The organism is Arthrobacter sp. MSA 4-2, assembly GCF_016405885.1.
Lineage (GTDB): Bacteria > Actinomycetota > Actinomycetes > Actinomycetales > Micrococcaceae > Arthrobacter_D.
On sequence record NZ_JAEKGC010000006.1, the window covers coordinates 180,337 to 199,177 of the forward strand.

Annotated in this window: 20 protein-coding genes; 10 read left to right on the top strand and 10 right to left on the bottom strand. The window is 69.7% G+C overall.

What is annotated here, in order from left to right; genetic code table 11:
- Nucleotides 1–55: 55 nt before the first annotated feature.
- The 3 genes from I6N91_RS08685 (at nucleotide 56) to I6N91_RS08695 (ending at nucleotide 4,387) form a co-directional block, all read left to right on the top strand.
- Nucleotides 56–1,558, top strand: a complete 1,503-nt coding sequence (locus I6N91_RS08685; protein WP_198812176.1) for an RNB domain-containing ribonuclease — start codon at nucleotides 56–58, stop codon at nucleotides 1,556–1,558.
- A 309-nt stretch (nucleotides 1,559–1,867) separates the two neighbouring features.
- A complete protein-coding gene (locus tag I6N91_RS08690) occupies nucleotides 1,868–3,508 on the top strand; it encodes a DEAD/DEAH box helicase (protein ID WP_374058934.1) in 1,641 nt (546 codons plus the stop codon).
- Nucleotides 3,509–3,514: 6 nt separating this feature from the next.
- Nucleotides 3,515–4,387 carry a site-specific DNA-methyltransferase gene (locus I6N91_RS08695; RefSeq protein WP_198812178.1) on the top strand — a complete coding sequence of 291 codons (873 nt, stop codon included), beginning with the start codon at nucleotides 3,515–3,517 and terminating at the stop codon, nucleotides 4,385–4,387.
- A gap of 15 nt (nucleotides 4,388–4,402) precedes the next feature.
- Here the strand turns inward: I6N91_RS08695 and I6N91_RS08700 are convergent, their stop codons facing one another.
- Nucleotides 4,403–5,245 carry a PHP domain-containing protein gene (locus tag I6N91_RS08700; protein ID WP_198812179.1) on the bottom strand — a complete coding sequence of 281 codons (843 nt, stop codon included), beginning with the start codon at nucleotides 5,243–5,245 and terminating at the stop codon, nucleotides 4,403–4,405.
- An 83-nt stretch (nucleotides 5,246–5,328) separates the two neighbouring features.
- Here I6N91_RS08700 and I6N91_RS08705 point away from each other — a divergent pair, with 83 nt between their 5' ends.
- A complete protein-coding gene (locus tag I6N91_RS08705) occupies nucleotides 5,329–6,960 on the top strand; it encodes an aminopeptidase P family protein (RefSeq protein ID WP_198812180.1) in 1,632 nt (543 codons plus the stop codon).
- Between the two features lie 94 nt (nucleotides 6,961–7,054).
- On the opposite strand, the gene I6N91_RS08710 is transcribed toward I6N91_RS08705, so the two are convergent.
- Nucleotides 7,055–7,939 carry a general stress protein gene (locus I6N91_RS08710; RefSeq protein ID WP_198812181.1) on the bottom strand — a complete coding sequence of 295 codons (885 nt, stop codon included), beginning with the start codon at nucleotides 7,937–7,939 and terminating at the stop codon, nucleotides 7,055–7,057.
- Between the two features lie 126 nt (nucleotides 7,940–8,065).
- On the bottom strand, nucleotides 8,066–8,425 hold the full coding sequence (locus tag I6N91_RS08715) for a hypothetical protein (protein ID WP_198812182.1): 360 nt from the start codon (nucleotides 8,423–8,425) through the stop codon (nucleotides 8,066–8,068).
- An 89-nt stretch (nucleotides 8,426–8,514) separates the two neighbouring features.
- Here I6N91_RS08715 and I6N91_RS08720 point away from each other — a divergent pair, with 89 nt between their 5' ends.
- From I6N91_RS08720 to I6N91_RS08735, 4 genes are all read left to right on the top strand, one after another.
- Nucleotides 8,515–9,192, top strand: a complete 678-nt coding sequence (locus I6N91_RS08720; RefSeq protein ID WP_198812183.1) for a winged helix-turn-helix transcriptional regulator — start codon at nucleotides 8,515–8,517, stop codon at nucleotides 9,190–9,192.
- A gap of 151 nt (nucleotides 9,193–9,343) precedes the next feature.
- Nucleotides 9,344–10,627 carry a magnesium transporter MgtE N-terminal domain-containing protein gene (locus I6N91_RS08725; protein ID WP_198812184.1) on the top strand — a complete coding sequence of 428 codons (1,284 nt, stop codon included), beginning with the start codon at nucleotides 9,344–9,346 and terminating at the stop codon, nucleotides 10,625–10,627.
- The gene (locus I6N91_RS08730) at nucleotides 10,620–11,219 is read left to right on the top strand and encodes a DUF1003 domain-containing protein (protein WP_198812185.1); all 600 of its coding nucleotides are present in this window, start codon (nucleotides 10,620–10,622) and stop codon (nucleotides 11,217–11,219) included. Before I6N91_RS08725 ends, I6N91_RS08730 begins: the two co-directional genes overlap by 8 nt.
- Nucleotides 11,216–12,337, top strand: a complete 1,122-nt coding sequence (locus tag I6N91_RS08735; RefSeq protein WP_307843293.1) for a P-loop NTPase — start codon at nucleotides 11,216–11,218, stop codon at nucleotides 12,335–12,337. The genes I6N91_RS08730 and I6N91_RS08735 overlap by 4 nt, the downstream gene beginning before the upstream one ends.
- Before the next feature lie 133 nt (nucleotides 12,338–12,470).
- Here the strand turns inward: I6N91_RS08735 and I6N91_RS08740 are convergent, their stop codons facing one another.
- Nucleotides 12,471–12,854, bottom strand: coding sequence for a sec-independent translocase (locus tag I6N91_RS08740; RefSeq protein WP_198812186.1), 384 nt, complete (start codon nucleotides 12,852–12,854; stop codon nucleotides 12,471–12,473).
- Between the two features lie 55 nt (nucleotides 12,855–12,909).
- Nucleotides 12,910–13,545: an RNA polymerase sigma factor SigE gene (sigE, locus tag I6N91_RS08745; RefSeq protein ID WP_198812187.1), complete on the bottom strand. Its 636-nt coding sequence runs from the start codon at nucleotides 13,543–13,545 to the stop codon at nucleotides 12,910–12,912.
- A 251-nt stretch (nucleotides 13,546–13,796) separates the two neighbouring features.
- On the opposite strand from sigE, the gene I6N91_RS08750 reads away from it, so the two are divergent.
- On the top strand, nucleotides 13,797–14,435 hold the full coding sequence (locus I6N91_RS08750) for an O-methyltransferase (protein WP_133405096.1): 639 nt from the start codon (nucleotides 13,797–13,799) through the stop codon (nucleotides 14,433–14,435).
- An 82-nt stretch (nucleotides 14,436–14,517) separates the two neighbouring features.
- Here the strand turns inward: I6N91_RS08750 and I6N91_RS08755 are convergent, their stop codons facing one another.
- From I6N91_RS08755 to I6N91_RS08775, 5 genes are all read right to left on the bottom strand, one after another.
- Nucleotides 14,518–14,685, bottom strand: a complete 168-nt coding sequence (locus tag I6N91_RS08755; protein ID WP_081737717.1) for a DUF3117 domain-containing protein — start codon at nucleotides 14,683–14,685, stop codon at nucleotides 14,518–14,520.
- Nucleotides 14,686–14,862: 177 nt separating this feature from the next.
- A complete protein-coding gene (locus I6N91_RS08760) occupies nucleotides 14,863–16,083 on the bottom strand; it encodes a hypothetical protein (RefSeq protein ID WP_307843294.1) in 1,221 nt (406 codons plus the stop codon).
- Complete coding sequence (locus I6N91_RS08765; RefSeq protein ID WP_198812188.1) at nucleotides 16,080–16,697, bottom strand: DNA-3-methyladenine glycosylase I; 618 nt, start codon at nucleotides 16,695–16,697, stop codon at nucleotides 16,080–16,082. Before I6N91_RS08765 ends, I6N91_RS08760 begins: the two co-directional genes overlap by 4 nt.
- Nucleotides 16,694–17,047, bottom strand: coding sequence for a DivIVA domain-containing protein (locus I6N91_RS08770; RefSeq protein ID WP_307843295.1), 354 nt, complete (start codon nucleotides 17,045–17,047; stop codon nucleotides 16,694–16,696). Before I6N91_RS08770 ends, I6N91_RS08765 begins: the two co-directional genes overlap by 4 nt.
- Nucleotides 17,048–17,094: 47 nt before the next feature.
- Complete coding sequence (locus tag I6N91_RS08775) at nucleotides 17,095–17,904, bottom strand: TIGR00730 family Rossman fold protein (RefSeq protein WP_198812189.1); 810 nt, start codon at nucleotides 17,902–17,904, stop codon at nucleotides 17,095–17,097.
- Nucleotides 17,905–18,020: 116 nt separating this feature from the next.
- Between I6N91_RS08775 and I6N91_RS08780 the strand changes: the two genes are divergently transcribed.
- Complete coding sequence (locus I6N91_RS08780) at nucleotides 18,021–18,797, top strand: amino acid ABC transporter ATP-binding protein (RefSeq protein ID WP_374058932.1); 777 nt, start codon at nucleotides 18,021–18,023, stop codon at nucleotides 18,795–18,797.
- Nucleotides 18,798–18,841 lie beyond the last annotated feature (44 nt).

Here is an 18,841-nt window from a genome sequence, read left to right on the forward strand (position 1 = left end):
GCGCCCTCCGGGCCGTCCCCTCCCAGCGGCGCGGTGCGTGTATTACGGTGAGCGTGTGCCGTATTTGCATCCGGGTCTCGGGGACAGCGCCTCCCAGCAGCACCTCGCCGTCGCCCTGAAGGCGCTGCGGGACGAACTTGAGCTGCGGACCGTCTTCCCTCCGGAGGTCCTTGCGGAGGCGGAGGCCGCGGTCGCTGCCTACGAGTTCCCGCCCGAGGACCTCACCGGCCTGGACTTCATCACCATCGATCCCCCCGGCTCGATCGACCTCGACCAGGCCGTGCACCTGCAGCGCCGGGGTACCGGCTACCGCATCTGGTACGCCATCGCCGACGTCCCCGGTTTCGTCCGGCCGGGCGGGGCCGTCGATGCGGAAGCCCGGCTGCGCGGCCAGACCGTGTACGCCCCCGACGGACGGATCTCCCTCCACCCCGAGGTGATCGCCGAAGACGCGGCCAGCCTCCTGCCCGGGGTGGTCCGCGGCGCCTACGTCTGGGAGTTCGACCTCGATTCATCCGCCGCGGTGACCAAAGCGTCAGTGCGCCGCGCCTCCGTCCGCAGCCGCACGCAGCTGACCTACGCCGAGGTCGAGGAACACCTGCGCTCGGGCGGAGCGCCGGAGAACCTGGTGCTGCTGCGGGAGATCGGCCTCAAGCGCATCGAGCTCGAACTCCAACGCGGCGGAGCCAGCCTGAACCTTCCCGCCCAGGAGATCGGCTTCGAGCGGGGCCGTTACTTCCTCATGACCGCACCAGCGTTGCCCTCGGAGGACTGGAACGCCCAGATTTCCCTGATGACCGGGATGGAGGCCGCCCGGATCATGATCGAGGGACGCATCGGCATCCTGCGCACCATGCCGGCACCCGACGAGGCGGCGCTGGCGAAGTTCCGCAGCCAGGCAGCGGCCTGCGGAAGGGCGTGGCCGGAGGGGATCGCCTACGGCGGCTTCCTGCGGAGCCTTGACACCGATCGGCCCGAGCAGCTCGCCCTGATGCACGCCGCCGCGTCGCTGTTCCGCGGCGCCGGGTACACCGCCTTCGACGGCGAGGTGCCCGACGCGGTGGTGCAGGCCGCGATCGCCGCCCCCTATGCGCACACCACTGCACCGCTGCGCCGTCTGGTCGACCGGTACGTGCTGGTGATCTGCGAGGCCCTGTGCGCGGGGCGGCCGGTGCCCCGGTGGGCCCGGGAGGCCCTGCCCGACCTGAATTCCCTGATGTCCGCGGCGAACCAGGCCTCGGCGCGGATGGAATCCGGGGCCATGGACGCCCTGGCGGCGGCGCTGCTGAGCGACGACGTGGGCAAGGACTTCACCGCCGTGGTGTTGGCTGGTTCGAGGCCCAGCAACGGGGACGCCGGGCCCCGCAGCCGCCCCTCCGGCACGGTGCAGTTGATCGATCCGGCGATCGAGGCCAAGTGCTACGGCGAGCTGACCGCCGGTTCCCTGGTGACGGTGCGGCTCGTCGAGGCGGACACCGCCCGCCGCGTCGTGCGTTTCGAGCTGGCCGCACCCGCCGCCACGGGCGGCCTGCCCGTTTCCGCCGCGCCCTCGGGGTAGACTGGCCTCGTAGTAATGGATGCCCGGTCGTTATCGACATACCCCGATGACCCGCAGTACCTACTCGGTCCCGAGTTTTTCCCAGCCGGCGCTGGCGCTCAAACCGCCAGCCGGCACGCAGTTGCAAGCCCGCGATCGGCTTCCACTGGACGCCCTGCGCCTCCGATACGCTCCGAGCTGGATGCCAACCCCAGCTACCCGTCGAGCCTCGGTGGCCGCTTGGCCTTAATGAACGGTACGTAATTGAACACTGAGAACAGCCCGGTTGCGGATTCGCACCACCTCCTTGCCGATAACAGCGACGACGCCATCGACGTCGAGGACACGCTCGTCACCACCGAGGAACCTCACAAGGAGGTTCCCGAGACCTTCGCCGACTTCAACGTCCGTCCCGACATCGTCGAGTCGCTGGCCGACGCCGGGATCCTCCACCCCTTCCCCATCCAGGCGATGACCCTGTCGATCGCCCTGGGCGGCCACGACATCATCGGCCAGGCCAAGACCGGAACCGGCAAGACCCTCGGCTTCGGCATTCCCGCCCTGCAGCGCGTCGTCGGCCCCGATGACGCCGGCTATGACAAGCTGCCGGTCCCGGGAGCACCCCAGGCCCTCGTCGTCGTGCCGACCCGCGAACTTGCCGTCCAGGTCGCCGGCGACCTCACCACCGCGGCGAAGAAGCGCAACGCGCGCATCGTCACCATCTACGGCGGCCGGGCCTACGAGCCGCAGATCGAGGCGCTGCAGCGCGGCGTCGAGGTCGTCGTCGGCACCCCGGGCCGGCTGATCGACCTGCACCGCCAGAAGCTCCTGGTCCTCAAGAACGTCAAGATCGTCGTGCTCGACGAGGCCGACGAGATGCTCGACCTCGGCTTCCTGCCCGACGTCGAGACGCTGATCGCCGCCACGCCCCCGGTGCGCCAGACGCTGCTGTTCTCCGCCACCATGCCCGGCCCCGTCGTCGCCATGGCCCGCCGGTACATGACCCAGCCCACGCACATCCGCGCCGCGGATCCCGAGGACGAGGGAATCACCAAGAAAGATATCCGCCAGGTCATCTACCGCGCCCACAACCTCGATAAGGCCGAGGTCGTCGCACGGATCCTGCAGGCCCGCGGCCGCGGCCGCACCATCATCTTCACCAAGACCAAGCGCACCGCGGCGAAGCTTTCCGAGGAACTCATCGACCGCGGCTTCGCCGCCGGCGCGATCCACGGCGACCTCGGCCAGGGCGCCCGCGAGCAGGCGCTGCGCGCCTTCCGCGGTGACAAGATCGACGTCCTGGTCGCCACCGAGGTCGCGGCCCGCGGCATCGACGTCGAAGACATCACGCACGTGATCAACTACCAGTGCCCCGAGGACGAGAAGGCCTACCTGCACCGCGTGGGCCGCACCGGCCGCGCCGGCAAGAAGGGCACCGCCGTCACGTTCGTCGACTGGGACGACGTCCCCCGCTGGGGCCTGATCAACAAGGCACTCGGGCTGGACTCGCCCGAGCCGATCGAAACGTACTCCTCCTCGCCCCACCTGTTCACCGACCTGGACATCCCGGAGGGCACGAAGGGGCGGCTGCCGCGCGGCGCCCGCAAACTGGCCGGCATCGACGCCGAGGTGCTCGAGGACCTCGGCGAGACCGGCAAGAAGGGCCGCACCGGCGGCGCGCCGACCGGCCGCGGAGACGGTCCGCGTCGGGACAGCGCCCGCGGCGACGGCCAGCGCAGCGAGGGCGGGCGGAGCCGTTCGCGATCCCGCTCCGGCGGCCGGGGGTCCGGTTCCGCCGACGAGGGCAGCGAGGCCTCGACCACCCGCCCGCGCCGTTCACCGGCTGCCGCGGAGGGCGCCGTCGACACGGCCGCCCCGTCGGCCACTTCCCCCGAGCGTCCCCGCCGCACCCGCACCCGCAGGCGCAACGGCGAGGTCGTCGCCCAGCCCACCAGCGGCTCGGAGGAGTAGCACCCGATGACGGAACCTGCCTGGACCCCGGGCGGCAGCAACCTCGTGGTCCACGCAGACAACGCCGCCTATCTCCCGACCCTGCCCGACGGCGCCTTCACCATGATCTACGTCGACCCGCCCTTCAACACGGGGCGGGCCCAGCGGCGTCAGCAGCTGAGCATGGTCCGCAATGCCGACGGCACCGGGGACCGGGTCGGATTCAAGGGGATGAGCTACTCCACGGTGAAGGGCATGCTCGCCAGCTACGACGACGCGTTCGAGGACTACTGGGACTTCCTCGCGCCGCGCCTGGCCGAGGCATGGCGCCTCCTCGCCGAGGACGGCACGCTGTACCTCCACCTTGACTACCGCGAGGTGCACTACGCCAAGGTGATGCTCGATTCACTGTTCGGCCGCGAGTGCTTCCTCAACGAAATCATCTGGGCCTACGACTACGGGGCCCGCGCCAAGCGGAAGTGGCCGGCGAAGCACGACAACATCCTCGTCTACGTCAAGGACCCGGCCCGGTACCACTTCGACAGCGCCGAGGTGGACCGGGAACCCTACATGGCGCCGGGGCTGGTCACCGCGGAGAAGGCCGCGCTCGGCAAGCTGCCCACCGATGTCTGGTGGCACACCATCGTCTCGCCCACCGGGCGGGAAAAGACCGGTTATCCGACGCAGAAGCCCGAGGGCCTGCTGCGCCGGGCGGTCGCCGCGAGCAGCCGTGAGGGCGACTGGGTCCTCGACTTCTTCGCCGGGTCCGGGACCCTGGGCGCCGTCGCCGGGAAGCTGGGACGCCGGTTCGTGTGCATCGACCAGAACCCGCAGGCCGTGGAGATCATGCGCAGGCGCCTGGCTCCCTACTGCGAACCGGCCGGACGCAGCAGCGCGTGACCGGCGGCGCCGGCCCTAGCGGACGCGGTGGCCGCCCGCCCACTCAATGATGCGGTCGAGGGTTTCGGGCGCCGTCACGTTCTCCCCCAGCAGGTTCGGCTTGCCCGCGCCGTGGTAATCGCTCGAGCCGGTGATCAGCAGGTCGTGTTGGGCCGCGGTGCGCCGGAGCGCGGCCCGCGCGTCCTCGGGGTTGTCGCGGTGGTCGATCTCCAGGCCGAGCAGCCCCGCATCGATCATCTCGTTCAGGACCGCGCTGCCGATCACCCGGCCGCGGGCGAAGGCCGACGGGTGGGCGAAGACCGGCACGCCCCCGGCGCTGCGGATCAGTTCGACCGCGAGGGCCGGATGCGGAGCATAGTGCCCGACCCAGTACTTCGAGCGCACGGTGAGGATCCGCTCGAACGCCTCGGAGCGGTCGGCGACGATCTTCAGGGCGACGAGTGCGTCCGCAATGTGGGGGCGCCCCACGGTGGCCCCGTCGGCCAGATGGTCCTCGACCAGGTCCCAGCTGATCGGGAAATCCTCGGACAGCCGCTCCACCATGCGCCGTGCACGGCTCAGGCGCGCCGCCCTCGACTTCTCGATCTCCGCGAGCAGGCCGGCATGGGCGGGGTCGTGCAGGTAGGACAGGACGTGCACGCTGATGCCGGTGTCGCTCTGGCACGACACCTCCATCCCCGGGATGAACCTGATCCCTTCCGCCGAGGCCGCCTCCGCTGCCTCTGCCCAGCCCGCCGTGGAATCGTGGTCGGTCAGCGCGACGGCGTCGAGCCCGGCACGCTGCGCCGAGCGAATCAACGCCGCGGGGCTTTCCGTGCCGTCGGAGATGTTGGAGTGCGTGTGCAGGTCGATTCTCACCAACCCAATCTACGCCAGCGGACGCGGATTCCTCCTTCCTTGAAGGGGCGGCCCGCGCTTCAACACGCGCACGCCGCGGCGGTATGTTTGGCCGCCCGCGGGACCGGTGGGACCATGGACCAGTGAGTACAGCAGAGAATCCTCAAGCGTTCCAGCCCGAGCCCGGGGCCACCCCGGTCACCCCCGAAGACCAGCCGCTGTCGAGCCGCAACGAGAACCGGTCCCAGCGGCCGGACTCCGAGGCGTTCAAGGCCTTCATGGCCGGCAGTTGGGCACCCACCGACACCGCCCTGCCGGAGAAGGCTCCCGTGGCGGATTTCGCCGCGCGGCGCCGGCGCGCAATCTCGGAGCAGTTCCCCGGCGAGCGCCTCGTCATTCCGGCCGGCCCGCTGAAAGTCCGCTCCAATGACACGGACTACCGCTTCCGCCCTCACTCCGGCTTCGCCCATCTGACCGGCCTCGGCCTGGACCACGAGCCCGACGCGGTGCTCGTGATGGAACCGGTCGGCGAAGGAACCGGCGACGACGGCGGCCACCACACCGCTACCCTGTACTTCCGCGAGCTGGCCGGCCGGGACAGTTCGGAGTTCTATGCCAACGCGCGCTACGGCGAGTTCTGGATCGGCCCGCGTATGTCCCGCGCCCAGGTGTCGGCCCTGCTGGCACTTGAGACGGCCGACCTCGACGGCCTCGAGACGGCGGTGACCAAGGACGCCGGCGTACCGCAGATCGGCGGCATCAGTATCCGGCTCCTCCGCGAGGTCGACCTCAATGCCGACGCGCTCGTTGACACCTCCCGCATCAACACCGGAGTCGACCTGGAGAAGGCCGACGCCCTCGACGCGAAGCTCGCCGAGGCCCTCTCGGAACTGCGCCTGATCAAGGACTCCTACGAGATCGAGCAGCTCCAGTCCGCCGTGGATGCAACCGTCAACGGCTTCCATGAAGTGGTCCGCCAGCTCCCCCGGGCCATCTCCCACCCCCGCGGCGAGCGCGTGGTGGAGGGGGCGTTCTTCACCCGGGCCCGGGAGGAAGGCAACGACCTCGGCTACGACACCATCGCCGCCTCGGGCAACAATGCGACGGTGCTTCACTGGATCCGGAACAACGGCCGCGTCTCGGCCGGGGACCTGCTCCTGCTCGACGCCGGCGTTGAGGCCGAAAGCCTCTACACCGCCGACGTCACCCGGACCCTGCCGGTGAACGGCACCTACTCCGAGGTGCAGCGCCGGATCTACTCGGCGGTCCTCGAGGCCGCCGATGCTGCCTTCGCCGCGGCCCAGCCCGGTCGAAAGTTCCGTGACATCCACACCGCGGCCGTCACCGTCCTCGCCGAGCGCCTCAACGACTGGGGCCTGCTCCCGGTGCCGCTCGAGGAGGTTCTCGCCCCCGAGGGCCAGCAGCACCGGCGGTGGATGCCCCACGGCACCAGCCACCACCTCGGGATGGACGTCCACGACTGCGCCCAGGCGCGCCGGGAACTCTACCTCGACGGTGTGCTCACCGAGGGAATGGTGTTCACCATCGAGCCCGGGCTGTACTTCAAGAACGAGGACCTGTCGGTGCCCGAGGAGTACCGCGGCATCGGCGTCCGGATCGAGGACGACATCCTGATGACCAAGGACGGTCCCGTAAACCTCAGCGCCGCCCTCCCCCGCGATGCCGACGACGTCGAGGCCTGGATGGCCGGCATCTACAGCCCGACCGGCGAGTAGGCGCGCCGGCGGCGAACCGCCCGGGAATGCGGAAGAGCCCGGCACCCATGGGTGCCGGGCTCTTTCGCATGCCGGTGCTGCTCGTGCCTGGTATCTACCGGCCGTCGAGGGGAGGCTCGACCCTCGTCGAGCCATGCTGGCCCGCGTCCCCGGCCGGCCCGTCCGCAGCCGGTCCCTCCGGCTCCGCGGCCGGAGGCTGGCCACCGGCCGAACCCTCGGCCCGCGGGACGTCCTCCTGGACGGGGGTGTCGACCCGAATGCCGTACTGGGGCCTGCCGTCGGGCAGGTCTGGATACTTGCCGCGCCGGGGTCCCGCCGGGTCTCCGGGCGCACCGCCGGGGCCGGCCGGGGCCGGTGTGCCGGCGTCGGGTCGGGCCTGGCCGGCGATTTCCCCGGGACCGGGGACGCCGCCCTGCGGGACGGGGGGCTGATAGCCTTCCGCGGGCCGGTCCCAGCCGCCCGCCGGACCGCCGGGATGCAGCGCCTGGCCGTTCATGGGAAGCTGCTGGAGCCGGCGGCGCGCCTCCCCCGCGACCGAGGGGTCGACGATCACGTCGTAGCTTGTGGCGATGACCTGGTTCGTGGAGGTGAAGTCCCGCTTCCCCCGCTGGAACGCATAGGTGATGACTCCGAAGAGAAGCCAGAACATCGCACCGAGCGCCATGGAGGAGAGGACGCTGGTGAAGGGTTCGCTGCCGCCGAAGAGGGTGAGGATCAGCCCGACGAAGAAGCCGAACCAGGCGCCGGTGGCCGCACTGGCCAGGGCCACCCGCGGGTAGCTGAGGCGTCCGGTGACCCGCTCCACCGTCTTCAGGTCGTTGCCGATGATGGAGACGCGTTCCACCGGAAACTTGTTGTCGGCGAGGTAGTCCACCGCCTTCTGCGCCTCGAGGTAGGCCGTGTAGCGGCCCACCGTTTCACCGCGCGGCAGAGCGCGGCCTTCGTCACGGGACGGGGTGCGTCCAAGTACATTCGCCATGGGCCCATTGTTCACCACATCCGGACGCCCGGGATGGAGTATCGCTTGCAGTGAACTCGCGCCGCGACCGCCTAACGGCCGCACGCGATGGTGGGAGGTCCCGGCGGGGCGGGACGGCGGCTCCGCCTAGGCGGCGTACGCGAAGGCCCGGTCGGAGGGGCCGGCGTTTTCGCCGGCGGCGAGCGGAGTCAGAAGGAGTGAGCTCTGCTCCTCGGTGAGCAGCTCCGGACAGCTGAGCGCGAGGTGGGCCACCGCGAGGGCGGCGACCATCCAGTAGGTCCCCTCGACGCGCCCCATCGTGCGGGTGACCAGTGCCCGCAAGGACGGCATGTCGACGCGGTCCGTCCGGGAGGCGAGGCGCACCACCGTGCTGTTGAATGAGGTGTGGGACTGGACCACCTCATAGCTTGCGGCCGCGGCCTGAAGACGCTCCGGCGTCCACTCAATCCCGAAGATCCGGTCCAGCGGTGCGGCTGACTTCTCCATAATTCGCCTCCCATGCAGCTTTGATCCTGTTCTAGGATCATAAAATCTTATTCCCATACCAACCCGTGCAGCTGCGATATAATTCCTTCATGGCCCAGAGAACTTATGACGACTCGTGCGGAGCGGCCCTCGCGATGGATGCAGTCGGTGAACGGTGGTCGATGCTGGTGGTCCGTGAGCTCCTGCTCGGACCGAAGCGCTTCAGCGACCTGCGCGCCGGCCTGCCGAACGCCAGCCCGAACGTCCTGAGCCAGCGGCTGAAGGAACTTGAGGCCTCGGGCCTGCTTCGGCATGTGAAACTCGGGCCTCCGGCAAGTGTCTCGGCCTATGAGCTCACCGACAGCGGGCGCCAGCTCGAACCGATCCTCCTTGAGCTCTCGCGGTGGGGGTCGAGGATCTCGCACCGGCCGGAGAAGGGCATGAGCACCGACGCATTCATGCTGATGCTCAAGGCGCTCTACTTTCGGCCCGAGGGATCCCGGTTCGACGCGAGGATCCGGATCCGGGTCAACGGGGACCAGTTCACCGTGGTGGTGGCCCCGCAGGCCATCGACGTCAGCCGGTCCGGCGCGGGAACCGTCGACGTGGAGGTGGCCGGAGATGTCCTCGCCCTCTGGGACCTGATTTTCAGCGGCGAGACCGTGCCCGACGCGCTCGCGTCCGAACGGATCACCCTGGCCGGGGACGCCGGGCTGGCCGCCGAGTTCTTCACCCTGTTTTCCGTCGCTCCGCCCGCGGTGCTCTCACCCGTGCCGGTGGGCGGCTGACGCAGGGCCCCCGTCGACGGGGCACCGCACCGCTCGCCGGGCCGCACCTTCAGGACCGGCGTGCTTGCCGGAAAGCCCCCGGGACAGCCTCCGCACCGATGAAACTGTCACCGAATACACCGGATCCCGCTCCGCGAAGTAGCCTTGCCTTGTGAGTACCAATCCAACCCGCGTCTTTGTGGCCCGCCTCCTCGGCCTCGACGTTTTCGACCCCTTGGGCGACCGCCTGGGCCGGCTGCGCGATGTTGTGGTGCTCGACCGCGGCGCCCTGAAGGAGCCGCAGGTTGTCGGCATCGTCATCGAGGTTCCGGGCAAGAAGCGCATCTTCGTGCCCATGACCAGGGTCACCTCGATGGACACCTCGCAGATCATCTGCACAGGCCTTGTGAACCTGCGCCGCTTCGAGCAGCGAGGGGCGGAACTGCTGGTGGTCGGCGAGCTGTTCGACCGGAAGGTCACCCTGCAGGACGGCTCCGGGGATGCCGTCATCGAGGACATCGCCATGGAGAAGAACAGGGCCGGGGACTGGCATGTCTCCCAGCTGTTCATCCGGCGCGGCGGGCCGACCTCGCCCCTGCGGAGCCTGCGCAGGAGCGGCGAGCGCCTGATCATCAACTGGCTCGACGCCTACCACGGGGCCGCGAACGAACCCCAGGGGGCCTCCCAGTTCGTCGCCCAGCACGAGGACCTCAAGGCCGCCGACTTCGCCGAGGCCCTCCACGAGATGAGCAACAAGCGCCGCCTCGAGGTGGCCGGCGAGCTTCAGGATGACCGGCTTGCCGACATCCTCCAGGAGCTGCCCGACGACGACCAGGTCCAGATCCTCTCATCGCTCAACCGCGAACGGGCCGCCGACATCCTCGAGGAGATGGACCCCGACGACGCCGCTGACCTGCTCAACGAGCTCCCGGAGGCCCAGAAGGAGGAACTGCTCCAGCTGATGGAGCCGGACGACGCCGACGACGTGCGCCGCCTGCTCGAGTACGAGGAGGACACCGCCGGCTCGCTCATGACCACGGTGCCGGTCATCCTCCCGCCCGAAGCGACGGTGGCCGAGGCGCTGGCCCACGTCCGGCGCGAGGAACTCACCCCGGCGCTCGCCTCCTCGATCTTCGTGTGCCGCCCGCCCCTGGAAACCCCGACCGGGCGTTACCTCGGCGTGGTGCACATCCAGCAGCTCCTGCGTTTCCCTCCGCCCGAGCAGCTGGGCAACATTCTCGATGCGGACCTAGAACCGGTCAGCGACCAGGCCAATGTCAGCGAAGTCTCCCGCATCCTCGCGACCTACAACCTCAACTCGCTGCCGATCATCAACAAGGAGGGCCGCCTGGTGGGCGCGGTGACGGTGGACGACGTGCTCGATCACCTTCTGCCGGACGACTGGCGGGCCCAGGACGACGCACGCGCACTTCGTCGGGGAGGAACAAATGGCTGAGAGAATCCGCTCGACCTCGACCGGTCTTGACACCCCGCGGGAGAGCCGCAAACGGGTGTTCCCCCGGCTGCGCCCCAACCCGGACCGTTTCGGCAGCGCCACCGAGAACTTCGCCCGTTTCATGGGAACCCCCCAGTTCCTCTTCTACATGACGGTGTTCTGCGTGCTCTGGCTGGTCTGGAACACCTGGGGACCGGCGAACGCCCGGTGGGACAGCGCGGCGCTGGGCTTCACCGCCCTGACGCTGATGCTGTCCCTGCAGGCCTCCTACGCGGCTCCCCTGCTGCTGCTGGCCCAGAACCGGCAGGACGACCGCGACCGGGTGTCGCTGCGCGAGGACCGGCACCGGGCCGAACGGAACCTGTCCGACACCGAATACCTGACCCGTGAGATCGCCGAGCTGCGCATCGCCATCCGCGAGGTCGCCACCCGCGACTACGTGCGCTCGGAGCTCCGCTCGGCGCTCGAGGAACTGCTCGAGGCCGCGGACGGCCAGGAGCTGACCCTTTCGAAGAAGCCGCGGAGGAAACCGTCGGATAACACCATGAGCCTGCCCCGGGTCGCCCCGCCGGTCGGAAGCGACAATCAGTGATCTCTGAGACAGCAGTGCTCACGGCACTCGCTTCGGTGCTCGACCCCGAACTCCGCCGGCCCATCACCGACCTCGGCATGGTCGAGGGGGTGGAGGCCTCCGGTGACGGCACCGTGACCGTTCGGGTGCTGCTGACCATCGCCGGGTGCCCCCTCTCCACCACCATCACCTCAGACGTCGAGGCGGCCCTGGCAGGCCTGTCCGGCGTCGAGCGCGTACGCGTGGACCTCGGCGTGATGAACCAGGACCAGCGCGATGAGCTGAAGACCAAACTCCGCGGCCCGGGCGGCGCCCGGGGCATTCCCTTCAATGAGGAGGGGTCCCTGACCCGCGTCTACGCCGTCGCCAGCGGCAAGGGCGGGGTCGGTAAGTCGACCGTCACCGTCAACCTCGCCGCCGCCATGGCCGCGCAGGGGCTGCGGGTCGGCATCATCGATGCCGACGTCTACGGGTTCTCGGTGCCCGCGCTGATGGGAATCACCCAGCAGCCGACGAAGGTCGATGAAATGATCCTGCCGCCGGTGGCCCACGGGGTGAAGGTGATCTCGATCGGCATGTTCGTCAGCGGCAACCAGCCGGTGGCCTGGCGCGGACCGATGCTTCACCGCGCCCTCGAACAGTTCCTGACGGACGTCTACTTCGGCGACCTCGACGCGCTCTTCCTCGACCTGCCCCCGGGCACCGGGGACATCGCCATCTCGGTGGCCCAGCTGCTGCCGCGCTCCGAACTGCTCGTGGTCACCACCCCGCAGAGTGCGGCGGCGGATGTGGCGGAACGGGCCGGGGCGATGGCCGCACAGACGGGCCAGAAGGTGGCCGGCGTGATCGAGAACATGTCCTGGCTCGAACTGCCCGGCGGCGGGCGGCTCGAGCTGTTCGGCGCCGGCGGCGGCGCCACCCTCGCCTCCCGGCTCACCGACACCCTCGGCACCGACATCGGGCTGCTGGGCTCGGTGCCCGTCGAGGTGGCCCTGAGGGAGGGCGGCGACGCCGGCCTGCCCATCGTCCTATCGGGAGGGGACTCCCCGGCGGCCGCTGAGCTGAGGAAGGTTGCAGACGGGCTCGTGCACCGCCCACGCGGGCTTTCGGGGACCAAGCTGACGCTCTCCCCGCGCTGAGCCCGGGCCTAAACAAACCCCGGCGGGCCTGACGGTCCAGCTCGCCGGGTCCAGCTCGCCGGGTCCAGCTCGCCGGGTCTAGGTCGCCGGGTCTAGGTCGCGCGGTCCGGTCACCCGGTCCAGGTCGTTGGGCCTAGGTCGCCTCGGCGTCATAGGGCGCCGCCTGCCCGGCGGACAGCCGGGCCGCCGGGGGCGCGCTGGGGATTGATGCAGGGGGGACGGGTACGGGCGCGCCGCTGCTGACGGGCTTGAGGACGTCCTCAAAATCGTCCAGGAGCGCTTCGCGGATGATCCGCCGGGGATCGTACTGGCGGGGGTCGAGCTTGCGCCAGTCGACCTCGTCCAACTCGGGGCCCACTTCCTCCCGCAGCTGCTCGCGGGCGCCGGTGGCCATCCTCCGGAGCCCCTTGACGAGCCGGGCGAGCTGGGCGGCGTACTCGGGAAGGCGCTCCGGGCCGAGGATCACAACGGCAAGCAGCGCCAGCACGACAAACTCGAGACCGTTGATTCCCAACACGAGAAAAGACTACCTTCCTGGGCGGCACCCGGACCATTTGGTCCGGTGCAGCCGCCTAGCCGACGCCGGCGATGCGCGGGATCGACAGGGCCGGACGGCGCGGCGCGCGGTGGGCGAGCTTCTCCCGGAGCATGGTGCGCCCCCGGTGGATGCGCGAGCGCACGGTTCCAAGTTTCACCCCGAGCACCGCGGCCACCTCGTCGTAGGCCAGCCCCTCGAGGTCGCAGAGCACGACGGCGGCCCGGAAGTCCGGGGGCAGCTCCTCGAGCGCGGACTGGACATCGATGTCGAGGTTGTTGAACTCGTAGCTGCGCTCAGGGCCGGGATGGCCGCTGGGGAGCCGGCTTTCGGCCTCCTCGGTGAGCCCGTCGAACCGGATGCGGGTCTTGCGCCGCGCCTGGTCGAGGAAGAGGTTCGTGGTGATGCGGTGAAGCCAGCCATCGAGGGTGCCCGGCTTGAAGTTGGCCAGCGAGCGGAAGACCCGCACGAAGACCTCCTGCGTGAGGTCCTCGGCGTCGTACTTATTGCCGGTGAGCCGGTAGGCGAGCCGGTACACCTTGGGTGAGTAGTTGGTGACGACTTCCTCCCAGGACGGCGCAACCCACTCACTGTCGCCCGTGCCGGCTTCGGTCCCTGCCTCGATTTGAGGGAGCGCCGGCCCCGCGGCCGCTGCCGCCCGTACTGTAGACATCAGTTTCCTCTTCCCGCCGTCGAACTGTTCCCGCTCCGGGCTGCTGCGAGATGAAAATGCAGCCAGAAGGAGTTCGACGCCGCACGTGCGTTGGATGTCCCGGAAAGAAAATACTTTCGCATCAAGCTGGGAGCACGCTGATAAAAGCAGGTGCGTTGGATGGACGTCGGTGCGCGCCCTGAGGGGCATTAACAGTAGGGTTGAAGCGGGGTGGGGACCCGAACCAGAAAACACCGACAGAACGGACACCGATGGCCGCGGATAAGCAGAGCAGCTGGTCCTACACCGAAGGGCTTCCGGAGGAGGACGACGTCCTCCTGCGTGCCCGGGACCGATCCCACGAGCTCGGCGTGACCCCCGTGTCCCCCGGCGTGGGAGCAGCGCTGACAGTGCTTGCCGCGGGCTCCAAGGCGCAGACGGCCGTGGAGGTCGGCGCGGGCGCTGGGGTCTCGGGCGTGTGCCTGCTGCGCGGGCTCGGCCGCAGCGCCGTGCTGACCACCATCGACTCCGACGTCGACCATCTGCGCACCGCCCGTGAGGCCTACGCGGAGGCGGGAATCCCCGCCAACCGCACGCGCACCATCTCTGGGCGCGCAGCCGATGTGCTCCCCCGGCTGACCGACGCCGCCTACGACCTCGTGTTCATCGACGCCGACAAGCCGAATCTTCCCCTGTACGTGGACCAGGCCATCCGGCTGCTGAAGCCCGGCGGAATGCTCATCGTCAATGACGCCCTCGACGCGGACCGTGTGGCCGAACCGGCGGTACGCGAGGCCTCAACCAATACGCTGCGCCAGGTCGGCAGGACCGTTCGGGAGCACGAGAAGCTCCTGTCGGCGCTGCTGCCGACGGGCTCGGGCCTGCTGCTCGCCGTGAAACGCCAGGCCTGACGCGGCCAATCCGTCGGGCCTGACCGGGCTGGCCGTCGGGCCTGACCGGGCTGGCCGGGCGGCCCGACGCGGCGCGGCGGGCTCAGCCGGTGACGGTGAGCAGGCAGTCCTTAAGCTTTCCGGCTTCCTCCGCGTTGAGCTCGACAACGAGCCGTCCCCCACCGTCGATCGGGACCCGCATGATGAGGCTGCGCCCCTCCTTGGTGACTTCCATCGGTCCGTCGCCGGTTCGCGGTTTCATGGCAGCCATAAGGAGTGTCCCTTTCAACAGTGCGCTGCCGGATGAGGGCCGCGCGTCGGTAAGCGGTGTGCGCGGAACGCACCCCCTAAGAGAGAAGCGCGCCGATACACGTCATCACCAAACATTATCCAGCACAATCGCGCGCAGGGACTAATTCAGTGCGGTGCGGATCACAGTGTCGCGCCCTCAGGGGGGAAAGTCGCTGGTGCCCCCGGAGGGGTTCCACATCCACAGCAGGGCGATCCAGACGGCCTGCAGCAGCACCGACACCGCGAGGACGGCACACCGGGCCGGCGTGGACCGCACGGCGAAGACGGCGGCCAGCGCGAGGGGGAACAGCGGCAGCAGGATGCGGTAGGTGCTGGTCTGGGGATTCCAGAACGCCGCCAGGTACAGCAGGTAGGAGGCGCACCACCAGACGGGCACCCGCCCGAGGCGCCGCACCGGCTCCAGCCGCAGCAGCAGGACGCACCCGGCCGCGGCGGCCAGCACCGCCACCGGCCCACCGACCGGCCCGAGCAGGTTCGTCCCGGCCTGCAGCCAGGGCAGGAAGGGTGCCAGGTGTGATCCCCGCCAGGCCGTCTCGGTCTCCAGATAGGCGTCGATCCGCCCGGTCACCGCCCATGCGGTGGTGGGCCAGAGAAGCGCCGCGGCGCCCGCGGCCAGGGTCAGCACCGCGAGCCGGGCCACCGCCGGACCGGAGGGCTCTTCCGGGGACGGGCCGGCCGGCCTCCGCCCATACCGGACCGCCGCCCGGACCAGCAGGGCAAAGACGAGCACCGCGAAAGGGACCCCCGCCGGCCGGGCCAGGCCCATCGCCAGGACCACCGGCACCGCGCCGAGGTAGCGTCCGGTCGCCACCAGATACAGCGCCAGCGCCAGCAGGAGCAGATGGAGCGACTCGGCGTACGGAACCTGGAGGATCGGCGCCACCGGCAGGAACGCCACGAACGCCACCCCCCACACCGCCTCCCGGTGGGCGGCGGCCAGGCGGAAGAGCCGGTAGAGCACCAGGGCGGCGGCGAAGCCGCAGGCGGTGGCCACGGCCGGGGCCAGGACATTCCAGCCGCCTCCGGTCAGGAAAGAGAGCAACCGGACCAGTGCCGGGAAGAGGGGATAGAACGCCCACTGGTTCTGGAGCACGGACCCGTCCTCGGCGCGCGGCAGAACCTCGGGATATCCCTCGTCATGGATCCGCCGGTACCAGCCGCTGTCCCAGAATTCGACGAAGGAAAGGTAGGTAGGGAAGGCCGGCCCCCAGGGGCTGGCCGACTGGCGGGAGGCCGCGGCGGTGAGCAGGACCGCGGAGACGGCACGGGCGGCGGCGAACACCAGAAGGACCTGCACCGGCCAGGGCCACCGGAGCAGTGCCCCGCGCGTGCCTCCCTGCAGTCCCTGGCGCGTCACGGCACCGGCGCCGACGCGCCGTCCGGCCCACCGGCGGCGGTTTCCGCGCGCACCCAGCAGGAGGCGAGATGGTCGTTCACATAGCCGGTGGCCTGCATCATGGCATAGGCCGTGGTGGGCCCGACGAACCGGAAGCCATGGCCGCGGAGGGCCTTCGCGAGCGCCGTCGACTCGGCGGTGATCGCGGGAACGTCCTGCAGCTCCACGGGCGCCGGGCGCGGGGCCGGCTGGTGCGCCTCGAGCAGACCGGCGAGGCTCACCCCCGGCGGCAGGGCCGCCAGCGCCCGGGCGTTGGCGATGGTCGCCAGGATCTTGGCCCGGTTGCGCACGATCCCGGCGTCGGCGAGCAGCCGGGCGATGTCCTCATCGTCGAAGGCCGCGACCCGGGACGGCTCGAAGCCGGCGAAGGCCTCACGGAAGGCGGGGCGCTTGCGCAGGATGGTGATCCAGCTCAGCCCCGACTGGAAGGCCTCGAGGCTGAGGCGCTCGAACAGGGCGGCCTCGCCGTGGACCGGCCGGCCCCACTCCTCGTCGTGGTAGCGCTCGTACTCGGCGCTGGAGACCGACCACCCGCAGCGCAGTTTCCCGTCGGACCCGGCGGCGGCCGGCGTCACGGCTGCGCCCCGCCGTGGCCGCCGGAACCCTGAGCGCTCCGGCGCAGGGCCTCGATCTGGGCATCCCGCTCCGCGAGCGCCCCGGCGAGGGAGTTCAGGACCTCATGCACCTGGTCGGTGCGGTAGCCCCGCAGGGCCCGTCCGAACCGGATCGCGGTGACATCCTCGGCGGCCGGTGTGTCCGGGAGCAGGATCGGCGGCAGCACCGGGAGCTGGACGGCAAGACCCGGAAGCACCCAGCCGGGGCGCGCGGACCGGCGCAGCGCGGTGCGCCCCTGCGGGAGCCGCCAGGCCGCGGCTGCAGTGCCGGCCAGCAGGGCCACCGCGACGAGAACGAGGAAGATACTCACAGTGCCATCGTGCCAGAAAGCCCTCCGGCAGCGGTTATGGTCCCGCCTTAGGGCGCGGTGTGGGTCTTGGTGTCGGCAATGACGAAATTGACGGCTTCCTCGGCGGTGTCGACGAGGTGCACCAGGCCCAGATCCGCTTCGGCGATCATGCCCTCGGCAAGCAGGGTGTTCCTCACCCAGTCCCACAGCGGAGTCCAGTAGTCGATACCGATCAGCACGATGGGGAACGAGGTGACCTTGCGGGTCTGCACCAGGGTCATGGCTTCGAAGAGCTCATCGAGGGTGCCGAAACCGCCGGGCAGCACCACGAAGCCCCGCGCGTACTTCACGAACATGGTCTTGCGGGCGAAGAAATACCGGAAGTTGATGCCGAGGTCGACCCACTCGTTCATTCCCTGTTCGAAGGGAAGCTCGATCCCCAGCCCCACCGACATGCCGCCGGCCTCGCAGGCGCCCTTGTTGGCGGCCTCCATGGCACCCGGGCCGCCACCGGTGATCACGGCGTACCCGGCCCCGACGAGCCGCCGGCCCACCTCCTCGCCCACGGCGTAGAAGCGCGAGTCCCGCGGCGTCCGCGCCGATCCGAAGACGCTGATCGCGGGGCCGAGTTCGGAGAGGGTGCCGAAACCTTCGACGAATTCGCTCTGGATCCGCAGCACCCGCCACGGATCCGTCTTGGTGAACGTCGGCTCTTCATCGGCGTCCAGGAGGAAGCTGTCGGACTGCGGCTCGGCCGCCTGCCCCCGGCGCAGCTCGACCGAGCCGCGTCGTCGTGGCTCTCCCCCGGTGGCCCGTGAAGGCACCTGGCGGGAGGGGGTGCTGGCGTCGGCGTCGGAGTCGCGGTTCAGGTGAGGCATGCTCCTAGGCTAACCGTCCGGCCCGCCGTTGGGGCTTTGGTTGCTCTTGAATCACAATTCCCCCTTTTGGGCGCGCTTGTATTGCCAGAGGGCATTCGTTCGCTAGATTCTTCTCCATGACAAGCGAACCGCAGCCGTCCACGTCCGCGTCTTCTGCGCACCCTCTGGTCTCCCTGAGGAAGGTCAACAAGCACTACGGTCCCCTGCACGTCCTCAAGGACATCGACCTGGAGGTGGCCCGCGGCGAGGTCGTCGTCGTGATCGGCCCGTCCGGTTCCGGAAAGTCGACGCTGTGCCGGGCGATCAACCGCCTGGAGACCATCGACGACGGCGAGATCCAGGTCGACGGCAAGGTGCTGCCCGCCGAGGGCAAGGCGCTGGCACGGCTCCGCGCCGACGTCGGAATGGTCTTCCAGTCCTTCAACCTCTTCGCGCACAAGTCCATCCTTGAAAATGTGACCCTTGGGCCGATCAAGGTCAAGGGCATGAAGGGCGGCGAAGCGAAGGAGCTGGCCATGTCGCTGCTCAAGCGCGTGGGCGTCGACAACCAGGCCGACAAGCTGCCGGCCCAGCTCTCCGGCGGCCAGCAGCAGCGCGTGGCGATCGCCCGGGCGCTGGCAATGAAGCCCAAGGTGATGCTGTTCGACGAACCGACCTCGGCCCTGGACCCCGAAATGATCAACGAGGTCCTCGACGCGATGGTTGCCCTCGCCAAGGAGGGAATGACGATGATCGTTGTGACCCACGAGATGGGCTTTGCCCGCAAGGCCGCCGACCGGGTCATCTTCATGGCCGACGGTCAGATCGTCGAGCAGGCGACTCCCGAAGAGTTCTTCACCAACCCCAAGAGCGAGCGGGCCAAGGACTTCCTTGGCAAAATCCTCGCCCACTGAGTTCAACGACCTGCCCGTACCGCACCTCAAGGCCTTCGAGGCCG